26 protein-coding genes and 2 pseudogenes are annotated in these 19,490 nt (G+C 56.1%); 16 read left to right on the forward strand and 12 right to left on the reverse strand.

The annotated features are described in order from the left end of the window. Positions 1 to 243 precede the first annotated feature (243 nt). From queA to ACQ86N_RS38315, 3 genes are read left to right on the forward strand one after another with little or no spacing between them, the layout of a single operon-like run. The gene (queA, locus tag ACQ86N_RS38305; RefSeq protein WP_431211617.1) at positions 244 to 1,212 is read left to right on the forward strand and encodes a tRNA preQ1(34) S-adenosylmethionine ribosyltransferase-isomerase QueA; all 969 of its coding nucleotides are present in this window, start codon (positions 244 to 246) and stop codon (positions 1,210 to 1,212) included. Between the two features lie 48 nt (positions 1,213 to 1,260). Next, positions 1,261 to 1,515, forward strand: coding sequence for a hypothetical protein (locus tag ACQ86N_RS38310; RefSeq protein ID WP_431211618.1), 255 nt, complete (start codon positions 1,261 to 1,263; stop codon positions 1,513 to 1,515). Further along, complete coding sequence (locus ACQ86N_RS38315) at positions 1,491 to 2,150, forward strand: alpha/beta hydrolase (RefSeq protein WP_431211619.1); 660 nt, start codon at positions 1,491 to 1,493, stop codon at positions 2,148 to 2,150. The genes ACQ86N_RS38310 and ACQ86N_RS38315 overlap by 25 nt, the downstream gene beginning before the upstream one ends. Before the next feature lie 17 nt (positions 2,151 to 2,167). On the opposite strand, the gene ACQ86N_RS38320 is transcribed toward ACQ86N_RS38315, so the two are convergent. From ACQ86N_RS38320 to ACQ86N_RS38335, 4 genes are all read right to left on the reverse strand, one after another. Next, the gene (locus tag ACQ86N_RS38320) at positions 2,168 to 3,181 is read right to left on the reverse strand and encodes an Ldh family oxidoreductase (RefSeq protein WP_431211620.1); all 1,014 of its coding nucleotides are present in this window, start codon (positions 3,179 to 3,181) and stop codon (positions 2,168 to 2,170) included. A gap of 49 nt (positions 3,182 to 3,230) precedes the next feature. Beyond that, on the reverse strand, positions 3,231 to 3,356 hold the full coding sequence (locus ACQ86N_RS38325) for a hypothetical protein (RefSeq protein WP_431211621.1): 126 nt from the start codon (positions 3,354 to 3,356) through the stop codon (positions 3,231 to 3,233). A gap of 17 nt (positions 3,357 to 3,373) precedes the next feature. Beyond that, positions 3,374 to 4,375: a Gfo/Idh/MocA family protein gene (locus tag ACQ86N_RS38330; protein WP_431217766.1), complete on the reverse strand. Its 1,002-nt coding sequence runs from the start codon at positions 4,373 to 4,375 to the stop codon at positions 3,374 to 3,376. Between the two features lie 274 nt (positions 4,376 to 4,649). Beyond that, complete coding sequence (locus ACQ86N_RS38335; protein WP_431211622.1) at positions 4,650 to 5,543, reverse strand: sugar phosphate isomerase/epimerase family protein; 894 nt, start codon at positions 5,541 to 5,543, stop codon at positions 4,650 to 4,652. Positions 5,544 to 5,656: 113 nt separating this feature from the next. Here ACQ86N_RS38335 and ACQ86N_RS38340 point away from each other — a divergent pair, with 113 nt between their 5' ends. Then, the gene (locus tag ACQ86N_RS38340; RefSeq protein ID WP_431211623.1) at positions 5,657 to 6,241 is read left to right on the forward strand and encodes a hypothetical protein; all 585 of its coding nucleotides are present in this window, start codon (positions 5,657 to 5,659) and stop codon (positions 6,239 to 6,241) included. Between the two features lie 103 nt (positions 6,242 to 6,344). Further along, the gene (locus ACQ86N_RS38345; RefSeq protein ID WP_431211624.1) at positions 6,345 to 6,947 is read left to right on the forward strand and encodes a hypothetical protein; all 603 of its coding nucleotides are present in this window, start codon (positions 6,345 to 6,347) and stop codon (positions 6,945 to 6,947) included. A 43-nt stretch (positions 6,948 to 6,990) separates the two neighbouring features. Here ACQ86N_RS38345 and ACQ86N_RS38350 read toward each other — a convergent pair whose 3' ends face one another. Beyond that, positions 6,991 to 7,428, reverse strand: coding sequence for a single-stranded DNA-binding protein (locus tag ACQ86N_RS38350; protein ID WP_431211625.1), 438 nt, complete (start codon positions 7,426 to 7,428; stop codon positions 6,991 to 6,993). Positions 7,429 to 7,727: 299 nt separating this feature from the next. On the opposite strand from ACQ86N_RS38350, the gene ACQ86N_RS38355 reads away from it, so the two are divergent. Continuing rightward, a complete protein-coding gene (locus ACQ86N_RS38355; protein WP_431211626.1) occupies positions 7,728 to 8,045 on the forward strand; it encodes a hypothetical protein in 318 nt (105 codons plus the stop codon). On the opposite strand, the gene ACQ86N_RS38360 is transcribed toward ACQ86N_RS38355, so the two are convergent. Next, positions 7,997 to 8,515 carry a hypothetical protein gene (locus ACQ86N_RS38360; RefSeq protein ID WP_431211627.1) on the reverse strand — a complete coding sequence of 173 codons (519 nt, stop codon included), beginning with the start codon at positions 8,513 to 8,515 and terminating at the stop codon, positions 7,997 to 7,999. The genes ACQ86N_RS38355 and ACQ86N_RS38360 overlap by 49 nt on opposite strands. A gap of 61 nt (positions 8,516 to 8,576) precedes the next feature. On the opposite strand from ACQ86N_RS38360, the gene ACQ86N_RS38365 reads away from it, so the two are divergent. The 8 genes from ACQ86N_RS38365 to ACQ86N_RS38400 all read left to right on the forward strand — a co-directional run bounded on the left by ACQ86N_RS38365 (position 8,577) and on the right by ACQ86N_RS38400 (position 13,500). Continuing rightward, complete coding sequence (locus ACQ86N_RS38365; RefSeq protein ID WP_431217767.1) at positions 8,577 to 9,530, forward strand: histidine kinase; 954 nt, start codon at positions 8,577 to 8,579, stop codon at positions 9,528 to 9,530. Next, complete coding sequence (locus ACQ86N_RS38370; protein ID WP_431211628.1) at positions 9,530 to 9,847, forward strand: sensor histidine kinase; 318 nt, start codon at positions 9,530 to 9,532, stop codon at positions 9,845 to 9,847. Before ACQ86N_RS38365 ends, ACQ86N_RS38370 begins: the two co-directional genes overlap by 1 nt. Positions 9,848 to 9,858: 11 nt before the next feature. Continuing rightward, a complete protein-coding gene (locus tag ACQ86N_RS38375; protein WP_431211629.1) occupies positions 9,859 to 10,239 on the forward strand; it encodes a LytR/AlgR family response regulator transcription factor in 381 nt (126 codons plus the stop codon). Then, entirely contained in the window at positions 10,200 to 10,607 is a 408-nt protein-coding gene (locus ACQ86N_RS38380; protein WP_431211630.1) for a LytR/AlgR family response regulator transcription factor, read from the forward strand. The genes ACQ86N_RS38375 and ACQ86N_RS38380 overlap by 40 nt, the downstream gene beginning before the upstream one ends. Positions 10,608 to 10,729: 122 nt before the next feature. Then, a complete protein-coding gene (locus ACQ86N_RS38385) occupies positions 10,730 to 11,221 on the forward strand; it encodes a hypothetical protein (protein WP_431211631.1) in 492 nt (163 codons plus the stop codon). A gap of 291 nt (positions 11,222 to 11,512) precedes the next feature. Beyond that, positions 11,513 to 12,442 carry a tRNA 2-thiouridine(34) synthase MnmA gene (gene mnmA / locus ACQ86N_RS38390; RefSeq protein ID WP_431211632.1) on the forward strand — a complete coding sequence of 310 codons (930 nt, stop codon included), beginning with the start codon at positions 11,513 to 11,515 and terminating at the stop codon, positions 12,440 to 12,442. After that, positions 12,439 to 12,621: an aminomethyltransferase beta-barrel domain-containing protein gene (locus ACQ86N_RS38395; protein ID WP_431211633.1), complete on the forward strand. Its 183-nt coding sequence runs from the start codon at positions 12,439 to 12,441 to the stop codon at positions 12,619 to 12,621. The genes mnmA and ACQ86N_RS38395 overlap by 4 nt, the downstream gene beginning before the upstream one ends. Before the next feature lie 93 nt (positions 12,622 to 12,714). After that, on the forward strand, positions 12,715 to 13,500 hold the full coding sequence (locus ACQ86N_RS38400; RefSeq protein WP_431211634.1) for a hypothetical protein: 786 nt from the start codon (positions 12,715 to 12,717) through the stop codon (positions 13,498 to 13,500). Between the two features lie 122 nt (positions 13,501 to 13,622). Here ACQ86N_RS38400 and ACQ86N_RS38405 read toward each other — a convergent pair whose 3' ends face one another. Next, positions 13,623 to 13,835 carry a hypothetical protein gene (locus ACQ86N_RS38405; RefSeq protein ID WP_431217768.1) on the reverse strand — a complete coding sequence of 71 codons (213 nt, stop codon included), beginning with the start codon at positions 13,833 to 13,835 and terminating at the stop codon, positions 13,623 to 13,625. Here ACQ86N_RS38405 and ACQ86N_RS38410 point away from each other — a divergent pair. After that, entirely contained in the window at positions 13,782 to 13,970 is a 189-nt protein-coding gene (locus ACQ86N_RS38410; RefSeq protein WP_431211635.1) for a hypothetical protein, read from the forward strand. The genes ACQ86N_RS38405 and ACQ86N_RS38410 overlap by 54 nt on opposite strands. A 4-nt stretch (positions 13,971 to 13,974) precedes the next feature. On the opposite strand, the gene ACQ86N_RS38415 is transcribed toward ACQ86N_RS38410, so the two are convergent. From ACQ86N_RS38415 to ACQ86N_RS38435, 5 genes and pseudogenes are all read right to left on the reverse strand, one after another. Then, the gene (locus ACQ86N_RS38415) at positions 13,975 to 14,778 is read right to left on the reverse strand and encodes a hypothetical protein (protein WP_431211636.1); all 804 of its coding nucleotides are present in this window, start codon (positions 14,776 to 14,778) and stop codon (positions 13,975 to 13,977) included. After that, a complete protein-coding gene (locus ACQ86N_RS38420; RefSeq protein ID WP_431217769.1) occupies positions 14,775 to 15,266 on the reverse strand; it encodes a 2-oxo acid dehydrogenase subunit E2 in 492 nt (163 codons plus the stop codon). Before ACQ86N_RS38420 ends, ACQ86N_RS38415 begins: the two co-directional genes overlap by 4 nt. After that, a complete protein-coding gene (locus ACQ86N_RS38425) occupies positions 15,211 to 15,492 on the reverse strand; it encodes a 2-oxo acid dehydrogenase subunit E2 (protein WP_431211637.1) in 282 nt (93 codons plus the stop codon). The genes ACQ86N_RS38420 and ACQ86N_RS38425 overlap by 56 nt, the downstream gene beginning before the upstream one ends. A gap of 121 nt (positions 15,493 to 15,613) precedes the next feature. Further along, a pseudogene (locus ACQ86N_RS38430) lies at positions 15,614 to 16,054 on the reverse strand (biotin/lipoyl-containing protein); the annotation flags it as partial. Between the two features lie 59 nt (positions 16,055 to 16,113). Then, a pseudogene (locus tag ACQ86N_RS38435) lies at positions 16,114 to 18,877 on the reverse strand (2-oxoglutarate dehydrogenase E1 component). 225 nt (positions 18,878 to 19,102) lie between these two features. On the opposite strand from ACQ86N_RS38435, the gene rpsT reads away from it, so the two are divergent. Then, positions 19,103 to 19,453: a 30S ribosomal protein S20 gene (rpsT, locus tag ACQ86N_RS38440; RefSeq protein ID WP_431211638.1), complete on the forward strand. Its 351-nt coding sequence runs from the start codon at positions 19,103 to 19,105 to the stop codon at positions 19,451 to 19,453. Positions 19,454 to 19,490 lie beyond the last annotated feature (37 nt).

The following is a 19,490-nucleotide window of genomic DNA, read 5'->3' on the forward strand; positions in this document are numbered from 1 at the left end:
GCTTAGAAAAATCATGCCGTAACATGATATCAAATCGGGTGCCGTAAGACCTGGTTTGTACCGGATAATCTCCGATATCTTCATTACCACCTCGCTGGTATCATGTGCGATAGTCATCGGCGGCCGCTGGGTCCCGGTAAAAACTACAAAAATACAATAGCACATGAAGCTTTCACAGTTCAAGTTTGACCTTCCTCTGAATCTCATTGCCCAACACCCTGCGAAAAAAGAGAGGACAGCCGGATGATGGTGGTCCACCGCAAGACTGGTCTGATCGAAAACAAGCATTTCCGGGATATTCTCGAGTACTTCGACGACAAGGATGTATTCGTCGTCAATAACACCAAGGTGTTCCCCGCGCGCATGTATGGCCGTAAAGAGAAAACGGGCGCCAAGATCGAAGTTTTCCTCCTCCGCGAACTGAACAAGCCTAACCGCCTCTGGGATGTGATCGTTGATCCCGCAAGAAAGATCAGGGTCGGTAACAAGTTATATTTTGGTGACAATGACGAGCTGGTAGCTGAAGTTATCGACAACACGACCAGCCGGGGAAGGACCATCCGTTTCCTGTGGGATGGCAGCGACGACGAGTTCCGTCAGCAGCTGGAATTTTTGGGTGAAACGCCCCTGCCGAAGTATATCAAGAGGAAGCCTGATGAAGAGGACAAGGAACGCTACCAAACTGTATACGCCAAACACGAGGGTGCAGTAGCAGCGCCGACCGCCGGTCTCCACTTCAGTAAAGAACTGATCAAGCGCCTGGAGATAAAGGGGGTTCGGTTTGCCGAGATCACCCTCCACACCGGTCTCGGAACTTTCCGCCCGATCGAAGTGGAAGACCTCAGCAAGCACAAGATGGACGCCGAATACTACCGCATCGAGGACGACGCCTGCAAGATCGTCAACAAGGCGCGGGTGGGCAATCACCGCATCATCTCCATCGGTACGACCACCATGCGCGCGCTGGAATCGTCCTTTACCGCCGAGAAGCTGCTGAAGCCCTCCGAAGGATGGACCAATACTTTTATTCACCCGCCTTATCAGTTCAACATCGCCGACGCCCTTGTGACCAATTTCCATCTGCCCAAGACGAGCCTGCTCATCATGGTATGTGCATTTGCGGGTTACGATCTGGCAATGGAAGCGTATCGAAAGGCTATCAAGGACAAGTACAGATTTTTCAGCTACGGCGACGCCATGCTGGTTTTATGATGATCCACATATGAAAAAATTATTTTCCTCACCCTTGCACTGTTACCCATGCTTATGGCGACGGCACAGCAGGAACTGCCCCTTTATGGGACCGGGGCTATCCCTAATTCCAAACCTGGCCCGGACCAGGAGGTAAGAACTCCCGGTTCCCGCGGCTCGTGGGACTACGGTCTCTCCAAAACGAGCCGACCTACGCTGACGGTCTTTCTCCCGGGAAAAGGAAAGGCTACCGGGATGGGCATCGTGGTATGTCCCGGCGGCGGGTATTCGCACTCGCCATGGGACATGAAGGTCTGGAGATAGCGCATATGCTGAACGAAGCGGGTATTGCGGCCTTTGTGCTCAAGTATCGCCTGCCCAGCGATGAGACCATGGCCGACAAGACCATCGGTCCTCTGCAGGACGCACAGCGGGCTATCCAACTGGTCCGCCAGCAGGCAAAAGAATGGGGCGTCGACACGGCAAGGGTGGGGATTATGGGTTTTTCCGCGGGCGGACACCTGGCGTCGACGGCCGGCACCCATTTTGAAAAGGCTGTCATTCCCAATGACGGGCATGTCTCGCTGAGGCCTGATTTTATGGTCCTGCTGTATCCGGTGATCAGTTTTTCGGACAGCATCGGGCACCGGGGATCGCGCGACGCCCTTATCGGGGAAAATCCTTCTTCTTCACTTATCACGGAATACTCCAACGAACTGCAGGTGGGGCCATTGACGCCTCCGGCCTTCCTGGTCCACTCGGAAGACGACAAGACGGTTCCGGTGGCCAACAGTATCCATTTTTACGAATCGTTGCTGCATAACAAGGTGCCCGCAGAATTGCATCTGTATCCTGGTGGTGGACACGGATATGGGTTGCACAACCCAACCACGAAGGATCAGTGGAGTGAAAGACTGCTGAACTGGCTGGCGGGACTACCCGGGAAAAGCAACTCCTAATTTGAGGGCGAGGGCTTTCACGGGTCTTCTACAACCGCAGGCAGCAGCGGAATGCCGGCTGCGAGGCGTTCGGCTTCCATTTCCCTTTCGGGGTCTCCGGGGATCAATACTTTATCATGACCGGGCGCGGGTTTCGCGCCGCGAAAGCGGCGGATCCATTTGTCCATGTGTAGCCGGAACTCGTCCGCGGGGCGGAAGGCGTCGACGCGCATGGCTCCGAGGAAATGGCCGATCCCTTTGCCGGGCATGTCCACGGGCATTGGCACATAAGCGGGAAACGGCGGCACCCAGGGGCCGTAGTTGGCGCCGCTGAGGACGGCGGAAAGAATATCGACGACGGCGCCGAGCGCATAGCCCTTATGGCTGCCGTGGTCGCGGTCTCCGCCGAGGGGGAGCAGGGCACCCCATGACTTTAGTTCATGGGGATCGACTGAAGGATTGCCTTCCTTGTCCTGGATCCATCCAGATGGCGCTTCTTCATTTTTTCGCTGCAGAATCTCCAGCTTGCCGTTCGCCGCGGTAGTTGTCGCCAGATCGGCGACAAAAGGAGGTTCTTCGCCGGCGGGTATCGCAAAACAGATCGGATTGGTGCCGAGCAGCCGCTCGACGGAGAATGTGGGGGCGACGAGCGCGCTGGCGTTGGTCATGGCGACGCCGATCATATCCTTTTTGACGGCCTGGAGCGCGTGGTATCCGGCGATGCCGAAGTGATTGGAGTTCTGGACGCTGACCCATCCGGTGCCGACCTTTTCCGCCTTTTCAATCGCAACCTGCATGGCAAAGGGTGCAACGACGAGGCCGAGGCCGCTGTCGCCGTCGACGACGGCGGTGGAAGGCGTTTCGTGGATGACGCGGATGTTGGGTTTGGGGTTGGCTCTTCCGGCCTCCTGCAGCCGGACATAGCCGATCAGACGGGCTACGCCGTGGGGAATCGATACCGCGGAGGTCGGCGCTGAGCAGGGTGATGGCGGCGGTATGCGCGTCTTTTTCGGGGCATCCGATCTGGCGGAAGATAGCAATCGTAAACTCAAGTAATTCGGTATAGGGTATTGTCATAGGGGGTAAAGGTACGACAGCGGGCTAGATTTTCGAATCCGTGATCCTCATCCCGACCGGGTCCCAGTGGATGATCTTCTTTTCAAAATAGCTCTGGTTGGCCAGCAGGCAGGGGGCTGCCGCGCGAAATCCGAAGACGGCGTCCTCCACGACCGGACTGCCCGTCCTTACGCTGTTGAAGAAATTGGTGAGGTGTTCGAGGTGCTCGTCGTAGCCTTCCGGCAGCTTGTAAACGGTTGGCGCCGGAGTAATATAGTTGCGCTTGTCCTGCGGATATTTCTGGTCATGAGGCGCCGGTCAACTGGTCCTGCATGGCCTTCGGATAGGTGGTGAGCGCGTCCCAGCCTCCGATGCCCGGCGCCTCCGGCATTTTGTGATGGCGGATGGTAAATCCCGTTGTAGCCCATCTCCAGAACGCCCTCCGACCCGATGAACCGTACGGTGCTGGTCTCGCCCTGGGCGCTGATAAAATTGACGCGAAGCATCGGTTGAAATGCAGGGTGCTCTTTTGTCTCCGGATAGTGCATGATCGCGGTCAGGACGTCGGGTACGTCCCTCCCGTCCTTCCAGTACGCTATCTGCCCGGAAGACATGATCGTGTCGGGACCCGTGGAACCGGTGATAAAATGGATGCCCGACAGCAGGTGCACGAACAGGTCGCCCGCGACTCCGGTGCCAAAATCGCGGTAGTTGCGCCACCAGAAGAATTTTTTAGGGTCGTAGGGCTGGTGCGGCATGCCGGTGATATAACGGTCCCAGTCAACCGTGGTCGCCGAGCCGTCTGTCGGCTGGGTATATTCCCATGCGCCGAGCGCGCTCTGCCGGTCGAAGGAGGCTTCGATACAGGTGAGCTGGCCGATCTCCCCGGCCCTGTACAGGTCGCGCGCCTTTGCATATGCGATACTGCTGACGCGCTGGCTTCCGATCTGGAGGGGTTTGCGGGATTTTTCCCGGGCTTCGATGAGCGGCAGTCCTTCGCTGGTCTTGTGGACCATCGGCTTCTCGCAGTAGACGGCTTTTCCCGCCTCCAGTGCCGCGGTGACGATCCGTGCGTGCCAGCTGTCGCTGGTGGCGACGATGACGGCGTCGATGTCCTTTCTGCTCAGGATCTCGTGGTAGTCTCTGGTCGTAAAGAGGTCGTTGCCGTAGACTTCCTTTGCCCGCTGCAGGCGGCCGGTGTAGAGGTCGCATGCGGCGACGAAGCTTCACGCCGGGCACTTTGACGGCGGTTTCGGTATCGTTAAAGCCCATGATGCCCATTCCGATGCAGGCTATCTGCACGGTATCGTTGGGGGATATGCGAGGGGGTTATCGAGGATCCGTATGTCCTGGCCTTCTGAAGAAAAAGAAGGGATGCCGGCCCCGGGTAAAAGGAGCGACATCCCTCCAAGCTTCTGGATAAAGTGTCTGCGTGAGCTCATATAGCAATGGTTTGCTATAAATTTACAGCTTACTCACCTGATCGTTGAAAAATTTTACGGTATTAATGACGTCCGGTACGTTGTTCTGCCAGTTGCCTTCGCGCTCGATCGAGAACATGCCTCTGAACTGCTGACGTTTCAGCTCTTCGAAGATGGGAGCGAATTTGATGACGCCGGTTCCGACGACGAGGTCCTTCGCTTTTGTGTTGCCTGCAGAATCCACGTCTTTCAGGTGTACGCCGTAGACGTGCCCTTCCAGCCTTTTCAGGCATTCTACGGGATCGAGGCCGTTGCGGGTCCAGTGGCCGACGTCGGCGCAGGATCCGATATGGGCGTGTCCTTTGATCGCCGCCAGCACAGAATCGGGGTGCCAGTAGGCATTGGGACGGGGGTGGTCGTGTATCGCGACGTTAATGCCGTAGACACCGGCGAGGCTGTCGATGCCGTCCCACTGATTCTTCAGCGGTTCGGCAGTGATATAGCTGAGGCCGAACTCTTTTGCCAGGTCGAAATATTGCTTCCACTCGTCGAGGGTTTTGGGAGTGATGACACCCATGGCGACGATCTGGATGCCCTTCGATTGCAGCAGCTGTTTGATCTTCGCCCTGCTTTCGGGGGACATCCGTATGCCGAAGGTATCTTTCATGTCGCCGCCGAGCGGCTGACCGGGATAGGCTTCGACGAATTTCACGCCCGCGCTGTCTGTCCTGGCGATGCTGGTTACAAATGGTCCGGCCTCGTGGAATGTCCAGAGCTGAACGCCGATCTTCCAGTCCTTAGTAACAGAGGCGGCGGCGCTGTCTTTCGTTGTGGTCGTGGTGTCGCCTTTTACCTCGCCGCTGCCGTTGCCACCGCAACCAGTAAGCGCAGCAGCCGCGAAAAGGGAAAGCAGGCAGCCAAACGTTAATTTTTTCATGTCAGTGAATTTTAAAGCGTTGAAATTAAGGGATTTTCGGGTGTCAATGGGTGCTAAAATGTGGCAAAAACCGGACCCGCCCGGTTAGGAGATTTCCCTTTAATTTAGCGGTCATGAAATATTTGTTGTTTCTGTTGCTGGTGCCTGCGGCGGCCCAGGCGCAGATGAGGCGGGAAGATATCCACACCGACTTTGTGCTATACAACCGGCGGGTGGCGCTTGAAAAGGACCTCCGCGAGCGGATCATCGGCAAGCATTTCTCTCTGCCGCTGGACAGCGATTCCGAAGACGGCTATCTGTCCGGATGCTGGGCTGTGGCGCAATTCCTGTTCGACGGGCCGGAGGTCATGGACGGATTCCGGCGGCTGTTAGCCGGATATGATTCGCTGACCTACGACACGCGGAGGGCGCTGCTGGAGGCGGTGTATGCGGTCGCGCCCGACAAATTTGTGTCCGGTATCGATTCGATTATCGATCGCGAGACGGACGCGAGGCTGTTTGCGCTGTGTGCCGTATATCTTTACAGGCATGATACGAGTACCGACAATGCAAACAGATTGAAAATACGGCTTGTCGAAAAATTTCCTTCTGACACGGTGGCTGTGTTGTCGGAGTTGACGGGGTATCTCGGTGGCCGGGTGAGGGGAGGACGCCTTCGATTCGGGAGCTATTGTCGTGGCGACGGCACGACGGACTAAAAACAATTTATTCCTTTCAGCGCTGGGACAGGGACTATCCGGGACTGGCGATCGTACAGAACGCCGACGGCAGTTATGTTCGTGACGCTCAGGGAGGCTGCAGGTGTTCCAGCAGCTGGCGAGGTCCGGCCCCAGCCTACCTTATTTCCTGACCAACGGGAATACGCCGCAGGGCGTGTTTAGTATACAGGGTACCGATGTGTCGAGGACTAACTTTATCGGTCCAACGCCGAATTTGCAGCTGCTGATGCCGTTCGAAGGCCGCTGGGGGCAGTTCTTTCACGACTCGCTAGCGGAGCGGTCGGCGATAATGGTGCATGCCCCCGAGAGCAGGGATGAAGTGCAGACGGACTCGTTGGAGCTGTATCTGCGGCTGCTGCCGCCGGGATGGAGGAAGTATGCGCCGATGATGGAGGCCTGGGCGGCGGGGCGGGTAGGGCGAACGGAGATCATCGCTCATGGAACGACGATCGACCCGGAGTATTTTAAAGGGAAGCCGTTCTATCCGCTGACGCCGACGATGGGGTGTTTGTGTGCGAAGGAGTTGTGGAATCCGACGAGTGGGCATTTATTGGTCAGTGAACAGAATAATCTCGTCAATGCATTTGGCGGAAAGACGGGGTATTTGATCGTGGTCAATATCGATGATCAGCGCAGGCCGGTGAGCCGGGAGGAGGTGGAGGCGTTGGTTGCCGGAAAATATTAAAAAACCCGCCTCACGGCGGGTTGACTTTGTTGTGTTGCCTTTCCTAGAAGGGGAGGTCGTCGATCGGCTCGTTGATCTCTCCGGCTGAGGGTACTCTGGAGGGGCCGGCCTGAGCTGCATATCCGCCTTCGGATCCGCCGGAATAACCGCCTCCGCCGCCTTCACCTCTGCTGCCCAGGAGCTGTACGCTCTGAACGCGAAGGGTAAGTGAAACGCCGGTAGTGCCGTCGTTCTTGGGGTAGGTCCTGACTTCGGGAGTTCCTTCCGCATATACCTGGGTGCCTTTTTTAAGATAAGGAGCAATACCGGTACGATCGGTCCAGTAAGCGCATTCCACCCATATCGTTTTATCCTTCTGGTTTCCCTGAGCGTCGCGGAATTTCTCGGTGTGAGCCACGTTGAAATTGATCACGTTCTTGCCATTCACCGTATTGGTGACACAGTCCTTCCCCAGGTTGCCGATTACTTGAAGCTTTATCATAATGGTAAAATTTAAGACGAAAAGGGCAATTTACACCATTTTGGTATGGCCCCAGGAAGAAGTTTTCCTAAAGTTTCCCACGGTCGGCGGGGTTTCGCGCGTTGCTCCGGCGGGGGTAAAAGGGTTCACGGGTTGGAGGTACGGGGCCTGCCAGCGGCAGGGGACGGCGGGTTACGCGGCCAGAACCGTCAACTGCCCGTCGATCCCGTCAGCGGCTCAATTTGGGGACCGGCGGGGGCAGGCGACCCGCGACATTGCGTAACTTTAAGGTGCCCGCTACACATGAGGCCTTCTATTACATGCCACTACGTTCAGCCATAATATTGCTTGCCGTTTGTCTGACAGCCCAGGCTGCCCGGGCGGGGAATAGCGACCCTTTCGAGTTCGGGGTGTCCTGTCTGGGGTCGGGCCGGATCGACAGTCTGGAAAAGCTGGCGATCCGCTATCTGTATACCAACCGGGATTCGGCGTTCTTTTACAACGATAAGGCGCTGAAGGAAGCAGAGTCAGCAAATTACGCCCTGGGGATGGCTGTGGGGCTGGCTTTCAAGGCCGATCTCATCCGGAGCTATTCCGGCGATTTTCTGAAGAAGAAAGGCTTGCCCGCGAATCGCTGAAGTGGTTCGAACGGTCCACCGACAAAAGCTGTATCCGCCTGGCCTATAATCAGCTGGGTTTCTCCCTGTATGCGCAGAGCCGGTTCGCGGAATCCATCCGGTACCTTCAGAAGGACTATGACGACGCCATCAAAGCCGGGGTTTGCAAGGAGGCCATTTCCGCCCTCTCGCTGATCGGATACGCCTACCGGGAATGGGGCAACTACGAGCGGTCCTTCGACATATCGCTCAAATGCCTGCAGTACGCCGGTGAAATAAAGGACTCTGGTCTGATCCGGATGGAATATTTCTCGCTGGCCGATCTGTTCATGCTGATAAATGACTATGACGCCGCGCACAAGTACTTCTGGCTGTCCGTCAACGGGAAGAAACTGATCACCTGGGAGAAACTCAGATACGCCGAGTTGTTGATGAGACAGCGCAAGCTGGACTCGGCGGAGTTCTATCTTTCCCTTGTCGATACTTTGCATACGGAGGAAGGTGTGAAAATGGAGGAGGGTCTGAAAAAGCCTACCTGCTCTGCAAAGGAGAATACTTTGTGTTCAGGGGGAATTACGGGAAGCCCTGCCCTATTTCCTGCGGAGTCTGCACTATCAGCGCCAGCTGACGGACCGCAACCAGCTGATGCGCTGTCTGAATGGTCTGTCCCGTACCTATCGTCAGCTGGGTCAGACCGCCGAAGCTCTTCGGTACGCGCGGGAAGAGCTGGCCCTGGCCAAACAGACCGACGCCCGCCTGTACCTTCGAGAGGGCTGTCTGACGCTGTATACGCTGTTCGACAAGGAGGGTCCGACAGACAGCGCCTATTTCTACTACCGCAGGTATATTACCCTAAAGGACAGCCTGCTGAACGACCAGGTAAAAGCCAGGTTCGCCTCGTATGGCCTGGAGCAACAGATAAAATGGCTCAACCAGGAGAAGCAGCTCAACGCGGTCTGTCTCCGCGAAGAGATGATGGTAAAGAATATCCTGATCGGCGCGGTGGTGGTGCTTGCGCTGTTCAGTTTCATCTACGTCTGGATCATCCGGCTGAAAAAGAAGAACGAAGCGCACAGGAGGCAGCGGGCGGAGAACGAGCTCGAGATCCAGCGGCTCGAAGGCGAGCGGGCAAAGGCGTCGCTGCAGCAGCGAGCGAAGGAGCTCGAGATACAGGCGCTGCGGTCGCAGATGAACCCGCATTTTATTTTTAACTGTCTGAATGCGATCAACAGATTCATACTCAGTCATGAGACGGAGGCTGCCTCCGACTATCTGACGAAGTTCTCGCGTCTGATGCGGATGATCATGAACCATTCGCGTCACTCCCTGATAACCCTCGCCGAAGAAGTGGAGATACTGGAGCTCTATCTGGGCATGGAGGTGCTGCGGTTCAGGAACGCGTTCGACTACCGGATATCCATAGAGGAAGGCGTCGATACGGACGACGTACGCATTCCCCGCTGCTGCTGCAGCCTTTTGTCGAGAACGCCATCTGGCACGGCCTGATGCACAGGGAGGAACGGGGGCTCCTTTATATCGGCATGCGCGTTGAAGGAGACAAGTTGGTGTGCGTCATCCGGGACAACGGAATCGGCCGCCAGCGGGCTGCGCTATTGAAGAGCAAGTCCGTGGAGAAGCACAAGTCGATGGGTCTGCAGATCACGGCCGAGCGCATGGCGCTGCTGACGGGCGCCGGTGAAACGGGGCACTTCTTCCGGATAGAGGACCTGTATGACTCCAATGGAAATTCAACCGGAACAGAGGTCATCCTGACGATCAGGATCAACAGTCCGACCGGCGAGCCCGTAGGCGCGCCGGGCTAAAAAATCAACTTATGATCAATGCTATTATCGTAGACGACGAACCGTACTGTACAGAGGCGCTGGCCATCCTGCTGCAGCGGTACTGTCCGCAGGTGGACCTCAAAGGCAGCTATCACTCCGCCGGCGAAGCCCTGGCGGCGATACGTGCACAGCATCCGCAGCTGCTGTTCCTCGACATAGAAATGCCGCGGATGAATGGTTTCGAGCTGCTGGAGAAGATAAAGGACCTCTCCTTTGAACTGATCTTTACGACGAGCTATGACCAGTATGCCATAAAAGCCATCCGATTCAGCGCCCTCGACTATCTGCTGAAACCCATCGACCGCGAAGAGCTCGTGCGGTCGGTGCAAAAGTGGCGCAGCGCCTTCAGTCTCCGCTGCCGCAGCAGATAGACCTGCTCTTTCAAAAGCTGCAAAGCCCCGCGCAGCTGTTCTCCAAAATTGCGATCCCCACGATGGAAGGTCTGCAAATGGTATCGGTAGACAGCATCGTCCATTGCACTTCCGACAGCAACTATACCATTCTCACCCTCAAGGACCGCCAGCGCGTGATCGCGTCCCGAACGCTAAAAGAGATAGAAGAGCTGCTGGAGGATTATTCCTTCGCCCGCGTCCACCATTCCAGCGTCGTCAATCTGAATGAGATCCTCAAGTACATCAAGGGAGAAGGCGGCTATCTCGTGATGTCCGACGGCTCTTCCGTGAACGTATCGAGATCCAGAAAAGAAGGATTGTTAAAGAAATTACAACCCAACAGATGACGGGCTTCCGGGTTCTCCAACTGCTCAACCGGGAAGCACGATCCCAGCCCTGACGCACCAGTTGCTGGTTGTGGCTCGGACAGCGACAGGCGACGAGGTAATTTTAATCAAAAGTTATTACTATGAAAAGAATAATCGTCGTGCTGCTGGTAGTGGTGTTCTGCGCTGGCAGCAACTCCGCGAATGCGCAGACACAAACGCTTGACAAGGCTGTCCTGCTGAACAGCTATGCTATCCATTCAGACAATGCGGCAGTAAGGGCGACGCGGGATCTCTGGAAAAGAGTAGGAGACCAAAAAGAGGAGGCCTGGTATAAGTTGCCGAAGGGCTATCTCGCCGTGTATACGGAAGACGAGGCCCAGAACCGGTATGTCTATGACCAAAAGGGTAACTGGGTCTACGCTCTGCTGACCTACCCGGAAAAGGGGCTCCCGGATGAAGTGAGGAGGCTTGTAAAGAGTACCTACTATGACTATTCGATCGGGTGGGCGAAAGAGATCAGGCAGGCGGGAGAGACTGTATATGTGGTTCATGTCGAGAGTGACAGGGAGTGGAGGGAGGTAGCCGTCCGTGACGGGGAGATGCAGACGTTGAAGACCATTTGTAAGAGATGATCGGGGGTGGAGCCGTGACTTGCATCATGCCCCGATGTTGGGGCCACCGAAGGTGAGCAGACCCTGAAAGTGAGGCGGGGACAGGAGAGGCCGGAGGTCTCTCGTCCGATGGACAGCCATTAGCGATGGGGCCGGACGCCCCTGTCCCGCCTTTGCCTTTTGGGGGTGGATGGGGGTCGGCGGGGCAGGACTTTTTTGGGGGAACGGGGGGGGTGACAGGGATAGGTCGGCGGGCCGACATTTCCTATCTGGACATTTTAGTGTAAATTTGCGGTTCGAAATTTTTTAATTATGAGCCGTAAAGGAAAAGTCCTGGTAGCGATGAGTGGCGGTATTGACAGTACCGTTACGGCTCTCATGCTGCATGATGAAGGCTATGAAGTTGTAGGCATCACCATGAAGACATGGGACTATGCGAGCGCGGGGTCTTCGAAGAAAGAGACGGGATGTTGTAACATTGATAGTTTTAATGACGCCAGGATGGCGGCGGTGCAGCATGGGTTCCCGCATTTTGTACTGGATATCCGGGAGGAGTTCGGGGGATTTGTGATCGACAATTTTGTCGAGGAATATCTGGCCGGCCGCACTCCCAATCCTTGTGTCCTTTGTAATACCCATATCAAATGGCGGGCTCTGCTGAAAAGGGCCGATGCCATGGACTGCGAGTTCATCGCGACGGGTCACTACGGCCAGATCAGACAGCATACCAACGGCCGATACACAATAGCGAAAGGGGTTGATGAGACCAAGGACCAGAGCTATGTGTTGTGGGGTCTGCAGCAGGACCTGCTGAGCCGGACCCTCCTTCCGCTGGGCCCTTACCGCAAGACGCAGATCCGGCAGATGGCCCTCGACTATGGCTATCCCGAGCTGGCAAAAAAGGCCGAGAGCTATGAGATCTGTTTTGTCCCTGACAACGACTATCGCGGATTCCTCAAGCGCCGGGTGGAAGGGCTGGAAGAAAAGGTAATGGGCGGCAATTTTGTCGACAAGGACGGGAACGTCCTCGGACAGCATAAGGGCTACCCTTTCTATACCATCGGCCAGCGCAAGGGACTTGACATTACCTTCGGCAAGCCGGTGTATGTGACGGGGATCCGGCCGGAAACGAATACCGTTGTACTCGGGGACGAATCCGACCTCGACCAGCACGAAATGGTGGTTGGAAAGCTCAACCTGTTGAAATACGACCAAGCTCGACGCCGGGAATGGAAGCCATGACCAAGGTCCGGTACAAGGATGCCGGGACGCTGAGCAATCTGTATCCCGAACAGGATAAGGTGCGGGTGAAGTTCTATGAAAAAGCGAAGAGCATCGCCCCGGGACAGAGTGCCGTGTTCTATGAGGGGGATGAGGTCATCGGCGGGGGGATCATCCAGCGGGCGGTACCGGAGTTGTAGTGCGCGGGACTGGGGGAAGCGGAGCAATAAATAAACACGTAATACGTTTAGATCCGGGGAGTTAAGCGCTTCCCGGATTTTTATTTTAACATCATGAAGAATCGTCTGGGACTGCTGCTTGTGTTGACCCTCGGAATGGCCATAACTGGTTGTAAGAAAACGATTTCGTACAAACAGGATCCGGGTTTTGCGGGGGATCCCACGGACTATTTCCTCACGCTGCAGGCCGGCAAATACGTTACATACCGGCTGGATTCCCTCAATTTTTACTACTACGGACAGCTGGACACCATCACGAGCTATCTGGCCAAGGACTCGGTCGAGAGCTCTTTTACCGACGGCTCGAATCATCAGGCCTGGCTGGTTACCCGATACCTCAGCGATCTTTCGGGATCGTACTGGACTCCCAGCATGACGTATACGGTGTCCCCATCGCAGCAGCAGTTATGGGTGACGGAGAACAATCTCCGATTTCTGAAGCTGGCTTCCCCTATTACTGAAGGACTTACCTGGTCGGGGAACAGCGCGCTGCCCTACGCCCCTTTCGAGGACTTTTTTGACTTTAGCGACGACTCTCATCTGTCCCTCAACGACTGGACCTATACGTACCAGAAGGTGGGGCAGTCCTATACGCTCGGAACCACCAAATTCGACAGTACGGTAACCGTCCTGCAGGCCAACGATTCGATCAATGTCCCGATCACTGACCCAAGGTCATTCGGATCGAAGACGTACTGGATCGAAACCTACGCGAAACATATCGGGCTTGTTTACCGTCATACGGCGATGTGGGAGTACCAGCCGCCGACTCCCAACCAGACGCAGTCCGGGTATAAGATCGGGTTTGAGGTCACGATGACCATGGTGGGTCATAACTGATGACCCGGGACGGGAGGATGGGTGAACCGGGTGAGACGTGTGAACCGGATCGGTGGGCAGCGGGTGAACCGGGTGGATGGTGACGGGTCGCGGAGACCTTAGTGGGGAGCAGAGGCCCGCGACTAGCCTCTCCTGAACCTTGCGGCGAAGAGGGTGTCCCCGCGCAGATCGTAGCCTTTTAAATTTTCTGTTTTCTCCATCTTAAGGCCCCATCCATCGCGGATGTATGCGGCCATCTCCTCATTCTCCTTTTTGAAGACTGAACAGGTGCTGTAGACCAGATGGGCTCCGGGCGCCAGGCGGGGCGCGATGTGGCCTATGATCCGGCGCTGCAGGAGGGCGTATTCGTCGACTTTTGCCGGCTTGAAGAACCACAGGTCTTCCGGCGTTCGTCCCCGGTGCCGCTGCCGGTGCAGGGGACGTCGGCGAGGACGAGGTCGGCATTGGCCGCCGAGTCGGGCGGAAAGTGACGGGTCAGGTCGACCACAAAGGACTGGTATTTTTTATTCCCGCCTCGGCAAAACGGCGGCGCAGGTTTTGAAGAATGGTTTGGCGGATATCGCTGACGGTGATATCGAGACCGGGGTAGAGGTCGTGGGTCAGGATGGCCTTGCCGCCGGAGGCCGCGCAGGCGTCCCAGAAGAACTGCGGCGCGGGGTCCAGTTGCAAATATTCGGCGATACGCTGTGAACTGTAGTCCTGAACTACCACTTCCCGGTCGGGAGTAAATATATCTTCGACTTTTGTGCCGTTGGGCAGACGAAGTGAAAAAGGAGGGATGAAGTCGCCCTGTCCGAACTTTCCGCGGACGAGGCTTTCGTAGCCCGGACGAATACGAAGAAAGAGGTCCGGCTGGCGCAGAAACGAGAGACAAAAGGCCTCGTGGTCGATACCCTCCGACAGCTGGTCGCTCCATGGAAAGATATCGGTCACGCGGAAACCGGCGCCTGATGGCTGGGTCTGAAAGAACGCCACTTTTTCGGTCAGCGCCAGCCCTACCCTCTCATTGTATCCGGGATTGAAATATGCAAGAAGCTCGTTCGGCTGGTCGCTGGTGAAAAAGAGGCCGGCGAGACAGCGCTCGCCCGCGGAGAGATCCCGGACGGCGTGGCCGAGGCGGTAAAAGCCGTAAACGAGGGCGCTCAGTATTTTTCGGTCGCGGGACCCCATCTGCTTGTTGAGCCGAAAATAGTCCCGGAGCCAGACACTCAGGGGCATGTCCCCGCGATAGAGGTCCAGAATAGTGACTGCGTTGCGCAGCTGGTTGTCGAATTTCATGGTGCGCCTACAACTCTAAAAGCGCCTTTACGGGATCTTTTCCGAACAGCAGTTGATCGGGGTTTTCGAGCAGCTCCTTGATACGGACGAGGAAGCTGACGGATTCGCGGCCGTCGATGATCCGGTGGTCGTAGCTGACAGCCAGGGTACATCATGGGGCGAACTACGACCTGACCGCCTACGACGACGGCCCGGTCTTCGATCTTGTGCATGCCGAGAATGGCAGACTGGGGAATATTGATGATCGGCGTCGACATCAGGCTTCCGAATACGCCACCATTGGTGATGGTGAAGGTGCCGCCCTGCATCTCTTCCATGGAGAGCTTGTTGTCGCGGGCCTTCGTGGCCAGTTCGACGACCTTCTTTTCGATATCGGCCATGCTGAGGCTTTCGGCGTTGCGGATGATCGGCACCACGAGGCCTTTGGGAGCGCTAACGGCAATGGATATATCGCAGTAGTCGTGGTAGACGAGTTCGTCGCCGTCGATGTAGGCGTTGACCGCCGGCCATTCCTGGAGCGCGTAGCAGGTGGCCTTTGTGGAAGAAGCTCATAAAGCCCAGGTTGACGCCGTGCTTCTCTTTGAACTTGTCCTTGTATTTTGCGCGGAGTGCCATGACGGCGCTCATGTCCACTTCGTTGAAGGTGGTGAGCATGGCCGTGGTGTTCTTGGCCTCTACGAGGCGGCGGGACACGGTCTTGCGGAGGTTGCTCATCCGTTCGCGGCGGTCGGCGCGGGTGAACAGTTCCTTGCCCGGAGTGCGGCCGGGGTGGGCGAGGGCTTCGCAGGACGTCGTTCTTCAGGATCTTTCCACCGGTGCCGGTCGGAGTGATCGAGCCCGCGTCGATCTTCTTGTCGGATATAATAGCGGCTGCTACGGGAGTAGCCTTGATGTCATTGGGGATTGAAGTTACCGGCGCACTGGGCGGCGGGGCAGCAGTTGTTGCAGCGGCCGCGGCGGTGGTTTTGGCGGGAGCGCCGCTGCCGTTGGAGGCCTGTGCGGCGGGGGCGGCGGCGGGGGCGGCCTTGCCTTCGGGCCGGGCGGCGGTCTCGTCGATCTGCGCGACGACGTCGCCGATCTTAAGGGTGTCGCCTTCTTTGCCTACCGTCTTCAATACGCCTGCCTTTTCTGCGTTGACCTCGAATGTTGCCTTTTCACTTTCCAGCTCTGCAATTACCTCATCGCGTTCAACATACTGTCCTTCCTGTTTAAGCCATTTTACCAGCGTCACTTCGCTGATAGATTCGCCTACTGCCGGAACTTTAATATCGATCATTTAATCCTCCTTCTCCCTCTGGGGAGTTGTGTTTATTAAAAAATATCTTTGGTGATTGCTCAAATGCTGAATGCCGTTTCGATGATCTCTGCCTGCTCCTGCGCGTGTACTTTGGCATAACCGGTAGCAGTAGCCGCGCTGGGCTGACGGCTGATGACGCCATAGTTGATGCTTTTCAGGTTCATCTGCAGGAAGGAGGCAGCGCCCATGTTGAGCGGCTCTTCCTGAACCCAGAACCAGGTCGAGGCCTGACTGTATTTCTTCGCCAGCGCTTCCAGCTGCTGGACGGGCAGCGGATACAGCTGCTCGAGACGCACGATGGCGACGTCCTTCCGGTTGTCCTTCAGCTGGCGGTCAGCCAGGTCGAAATAGACTTTGCCGCTGCAGAAAAGGACTTTTTGACCTGGTTCGGATCGTCAACGAAGTTGTCGTCGATGACTTCCCTGAACCCGCCCGAAATGAACTCGTCCATCTTCGAGTAAGACCCGGGATGGCGCAGGTTGGCTTTCGGCGAGAAATTGATCAGCGGCTTGCGGAAGGGCCAGGCCTGCTGGCGGCGGAAGGCATGGAACAGGTTCGACGTGGTGGTGATATCGGTAACGACGATATTCCATTCGGCGCACATCTGTAAGAATCGTTCCATACGCGCGCTGCTGTGCTCGGGTCCCTGGCCTTCGTAGCCGTGGGGAAGCAGCAGGGTAATACCGTTCATGCGCTGCCATTTCTGTTCGGCGGCGACGATGAACTGGTCGATTACCGTCTGTGCTCCGTTGCTGAAGTCCCCGAACTGGGCCTCCCACAATACCAGGGCATTGGGATTGGCCAGCGCATATCCATATTCGAATCCCAATACTCCGTACTCGCTGAGCAGGGAGTTGTAGATCATAAACTTGCCTTTGGCGTCGGGAAGACGGCTGAGGCGGTTGTACAGTTCGTCGGTGTTCTCGTCACGCAGGACGGCATGACGGTGGGAGAAGGTTCCCCGCTGAACGTCCCGGCCACTCATGCGGACGTCTTTTCCGTCGAGCAGCAGGCTGCCGTATGCCAGCAGTTCGCCGGTGGCCCAGTCTACTTTGCCTTCCTCGTTGAACATTTTGACCTTGTCCTGAAGGAGTTTCTCCACTTTCCTCAGCGGCTTGAAATTCTCCGGCCAGGCCATAATGGCGTCGAAGATCTTTCTGAAGTCGGCCTCGGTAATAGCGGTTACGGGAGAATGGTCGAAGTCGTTGCCGGTGGCCTTGCGGAGGCTTTGCCACCACAGCTCGGGCTTCTGATATTTGTAAGGCAGGGGGTTTTGCTTGACCTCGTCGAGGCGTTCCTGGAGATCGGCCCAGAATTTCTTTTCCATTTCCTTTGCCAGCTCCTGCGCGTCGGCTTCGCCGTTCTGCGCGAGGTACTGCTGGTAGATCTCCCTCGGATTGGCGTGCTGGTCGATGAGTGCGTAGAGGTGAGGCTGGGTAAACTTGGGATCGTCTCCTTCGTTGTGCCCGTGGCGGCGGTAGCAGACCATGTCGATAAACACGTCGGAGTTGAATTCCTGACGGTACCGGGTTGCGATCTCCGCGCATTTTACGACGGCTTCCGCGTCGTCTCCGTTGACGTGCATTACGGGGCCTGGATCGTGGCCGCCAGCGAGGTGCAGTAGTCCGAACTGCGGGCGTCGTCGAAATCGGTGGTAAAGCCGATCTGGTTGTTGATGACGAAGTGCATGGTTCCACCGGTGTAGTATCCCTTCAGTTTGCTCATCTGGAGCACTTCATAGATGATACCCTGACCCGCAACCGAAGCGTCGCCGTGGATGAGGATGGGCAGTATTTTGTCGTAGTCGCTTTCGTACATGACGTCGGCCTTTGCGCGGGCAAAGCCGACCACGACGGGGTTGACGGCTTCGAGGTGGGAGGGATTCGGCATCAGCTTGAGGTGCACGGTCTGGCCTGCGGCGGTCTGGACTTCGCTGCCGTAACCCATATGATATTTTACGTCGCCGCTGCCCATGGTCTGGTCCATTTTGGCGGTGCCTTCAAACTCGCTAAAGATCTGCTCGTAGGTCTTACCCATGATATTGGCGAGTACGTTGAGGCGGCCGCGGTGGGCCATCCCGATGACGACTTCCTGAACGGTATTTTCGGAGGCGGTATTGATGATGGCGTCGAGGGCTGCGATCGTCGCTTCGCCGCCTTCGAGCGAGAATCTCTTCTGGCCGATATATTTGGTATGCAGGAATTTCTCGAACATGACGCCCTGATTGAGTTTTTCCAGGATGCGGCGCTTTTTTTCGAGGGGAAGCGGGTTCAGGAAATTCTTTTCCAGCTCGTTGGTGAGCCAGTCGACCTTTTTCTGGTCGCTGATATATTTGAATTCTATACCGACGTGGTCGGCATAGATCTTCTGCAGATGGGTGAGGATGGCCCGCAGTGTGGTGGTACCGAGTCCGATGAGATTACCTGCGAAGAAGCTCTTGTCCATATCCTCTTCGGTGAAGCCATAGAATGCGAGGTCGAGGTTGGCGCCCCTGTCTTTGCGTGGACGGATGGGGTTGGTTTTGGCGAGCAGGTGGCCCTTGTTGCGGTAGCCGAGGATGAGGCGGTAGGCGCCGAGTTCTTTCTTCCAGTCAACTCCGTCGGTAGTTATAGCCCGTGCGGCGGTGGCGGTGCCGTTGACGCTGCCGTTGGCGGAGGTTTTTCCTTGAGTGACAGCAAAATCGAAACCTTCAAAGAATTTTCTGAACTCGGGGTCCACGGCATCGGGGTTCTTCACAAAATCCTGGTAGAGTCCCTCGATATAGGCTGGATGAGAATTAGTTATAAACGAATAGTCCTTCATAGAAAGTGCTGTTGAACTAGTTTTGGGGGACGCTGAGTCCCTCATTGCCAAAAAATTGGCCTACAAATATCGCTCAAAATTAATCAAGGAACGAGAGGATTTTGATGGATTTTAGCATTTAATTGATATTTAAGGTTCTAATTATCATTTGTGGGGTGTGAGTTGGGTGCGCCCGGTGAGTCGGCGGGCGGGGGGGCGAGGACCGGAAGGTCCAATTTCAGGATTTTGGGCGGTTTTTCTGAATTTGGGCCGTTCAAATTTGGTGATTACAGCAAATGGGTCTACTTTTGCCGTCCTAAAAATGTCGAGTTCATGGCAAACCATAAGGCAACCAAAAAAGATGTAAGGCAGGCTGAAAAGCGCAGGGATCGTAACCGTTACTACGGGAAAACCACCCGTAATGCGATTCGTGACCTGAAGGCGATCAAGGGGTCAAAGGAAGCGGGAGAACAGCTGCCTGAAGTAGCCTCTATGATCGACAAGCTGGCGAAAAAAGGTGTTATTCACAAGAACAAGGCCGCTAACCTGAAGAGCAAGCTGGCTAAGAAAGTGAACGCCCTCGCTGTAGCGAAGTAATCACGCTGGTCGCGGCAACGCGCCGGAACCCCGCATT

Origin of the sequence: Puia sp. P3 (assembly GCF_050632245.1) — a bacterium.
In the GTDB taxonomy this organism is placed as follows: domain Bacteria; phylum Bacteroidota; class Bacteroidia; order Chitinophagales; family Chitinophagaceae; genus Puia.

Bases quoted from the DNA above. Each gene is read 5' to 3' on its own strand.
- queA (WP_431211617.1), top strand. From the start codon at position 244: ATGATGGTGGTCCACCGCAAGACTGGTCTGATCGAAAACAAGCATTTC.
- ACQ86N_RS38310 (WP_431211618.1), top strand. From the start codon at position 1,261: ATGCTTATGGCGACGGCACAGCAGGAACTGCCCCTTTATGGGACCGGG.
- ACQ86N_RS38315 (WP_431211619.1), top strand. From the start codon at position 1,491: ATGGGACATGAAGGTCTGGAGATAGCGCATATGCTGAACGAAGCGGGT.
- ACQ86N_RS38335 (WP_431211622.1), bottom strand. From the start codon at position 5,543: ATGAAAAAATTAACGTTTGGCTGCCTGCTTTCCCTTTTCGCGGCTGCT.
- ACQ86N_RS38340 (WP_431211623.1), top strand. From the start codon at position 5,657: ATGAAATATTTGTTGTTTCTGTTGCTGGTGCCTGCGGCGGCCCAGGCG.
- ACQ86N_RS38350 (WP_431211625.1), bottom strand. From the start codon at position 7,428: ATGATAAAGCTTCAAGTAATCGGCAACCTGGGGAAGGACTGTGTCACC.
- ACQ86N_RS38355 (WP_431211626.1), top strand. From the start codon at position 7,728: ATGCCACTACGTTCAGCCATAATATTGCTTGCCGTTTGTCTGACAGCC.
- ACQ86N_RS38360 (WP_431211627.1), bottom strand. From the start codon at position 8,515: ATGCAAAGTATCGACAAGGGAAAGATAGAACTCCGCCGAGTCCAGCTT.
- ACQ86N_RS38370 (WP_431211628.1), top strand. From the start codon at position 9,530: ATGCACAGGGAGGAACGGGGGCTCCTTTATATCGGCATGCGCGTTGAA.
- ACQ86N_RS38375 (WP_431211629.1), top strand. From the start codon at position 9,859: ATGATCAATGCTATTATCGTAGACGACGAACCGTACTGTACAGAGGCG.
- ACQ86N_RS38385 (WP_431211631.1), top strand. From the start codon at position 10,730: ATGAAAAGAATAATCGTCGTGCTGCTGGTAGTGGTGTTCTGCGCTGGC.
- mnmA (WP_431211632.1), top strand. From the start codon at position 11,513: ATGAGCCGTAAAGGAAAAGTCCTGGTAGCGATGAGTGGCGGTATTGAC.
- ACQ86N_RS38395 (WP_431211633.1), top strand. From the start codon at position 12,439: ATGACCAAGGTCCGGTACAAGGATGCCGGGACGCTGAGCAATCTGTAT.
- ACQ86N_RS38400 (WP_431211634.1), top strand. From the start codon at position 12,715: ATGAAGAATCGTCTGGGACTGCTGCTTGTGTTGACCCTCGGAATGGCC.
- ACQ86N_RS38410 (WP_431211635.1), top strand. From the start codon at position 13,782: ATGGGCTCCGGGCGCCAGGCGGGGCGCGATGTGGCCTATGATCCGGCG.
- ACQ86N_RS38415 (WP_431211636.1), bottom strand. From the start codon at position 14,778: ATGAAATTCGACAACCAGCTGCGCAACGCAGTCACTATTCTGGACCTC.
- ACQ86N_RS38425 (WP_431211637.1), bottom strand. From the start codon at position 15,492: ATGAGCAACCTCCGCAAGACCGTGTCCCGCCGCCTCGTAGAGGCCAAG.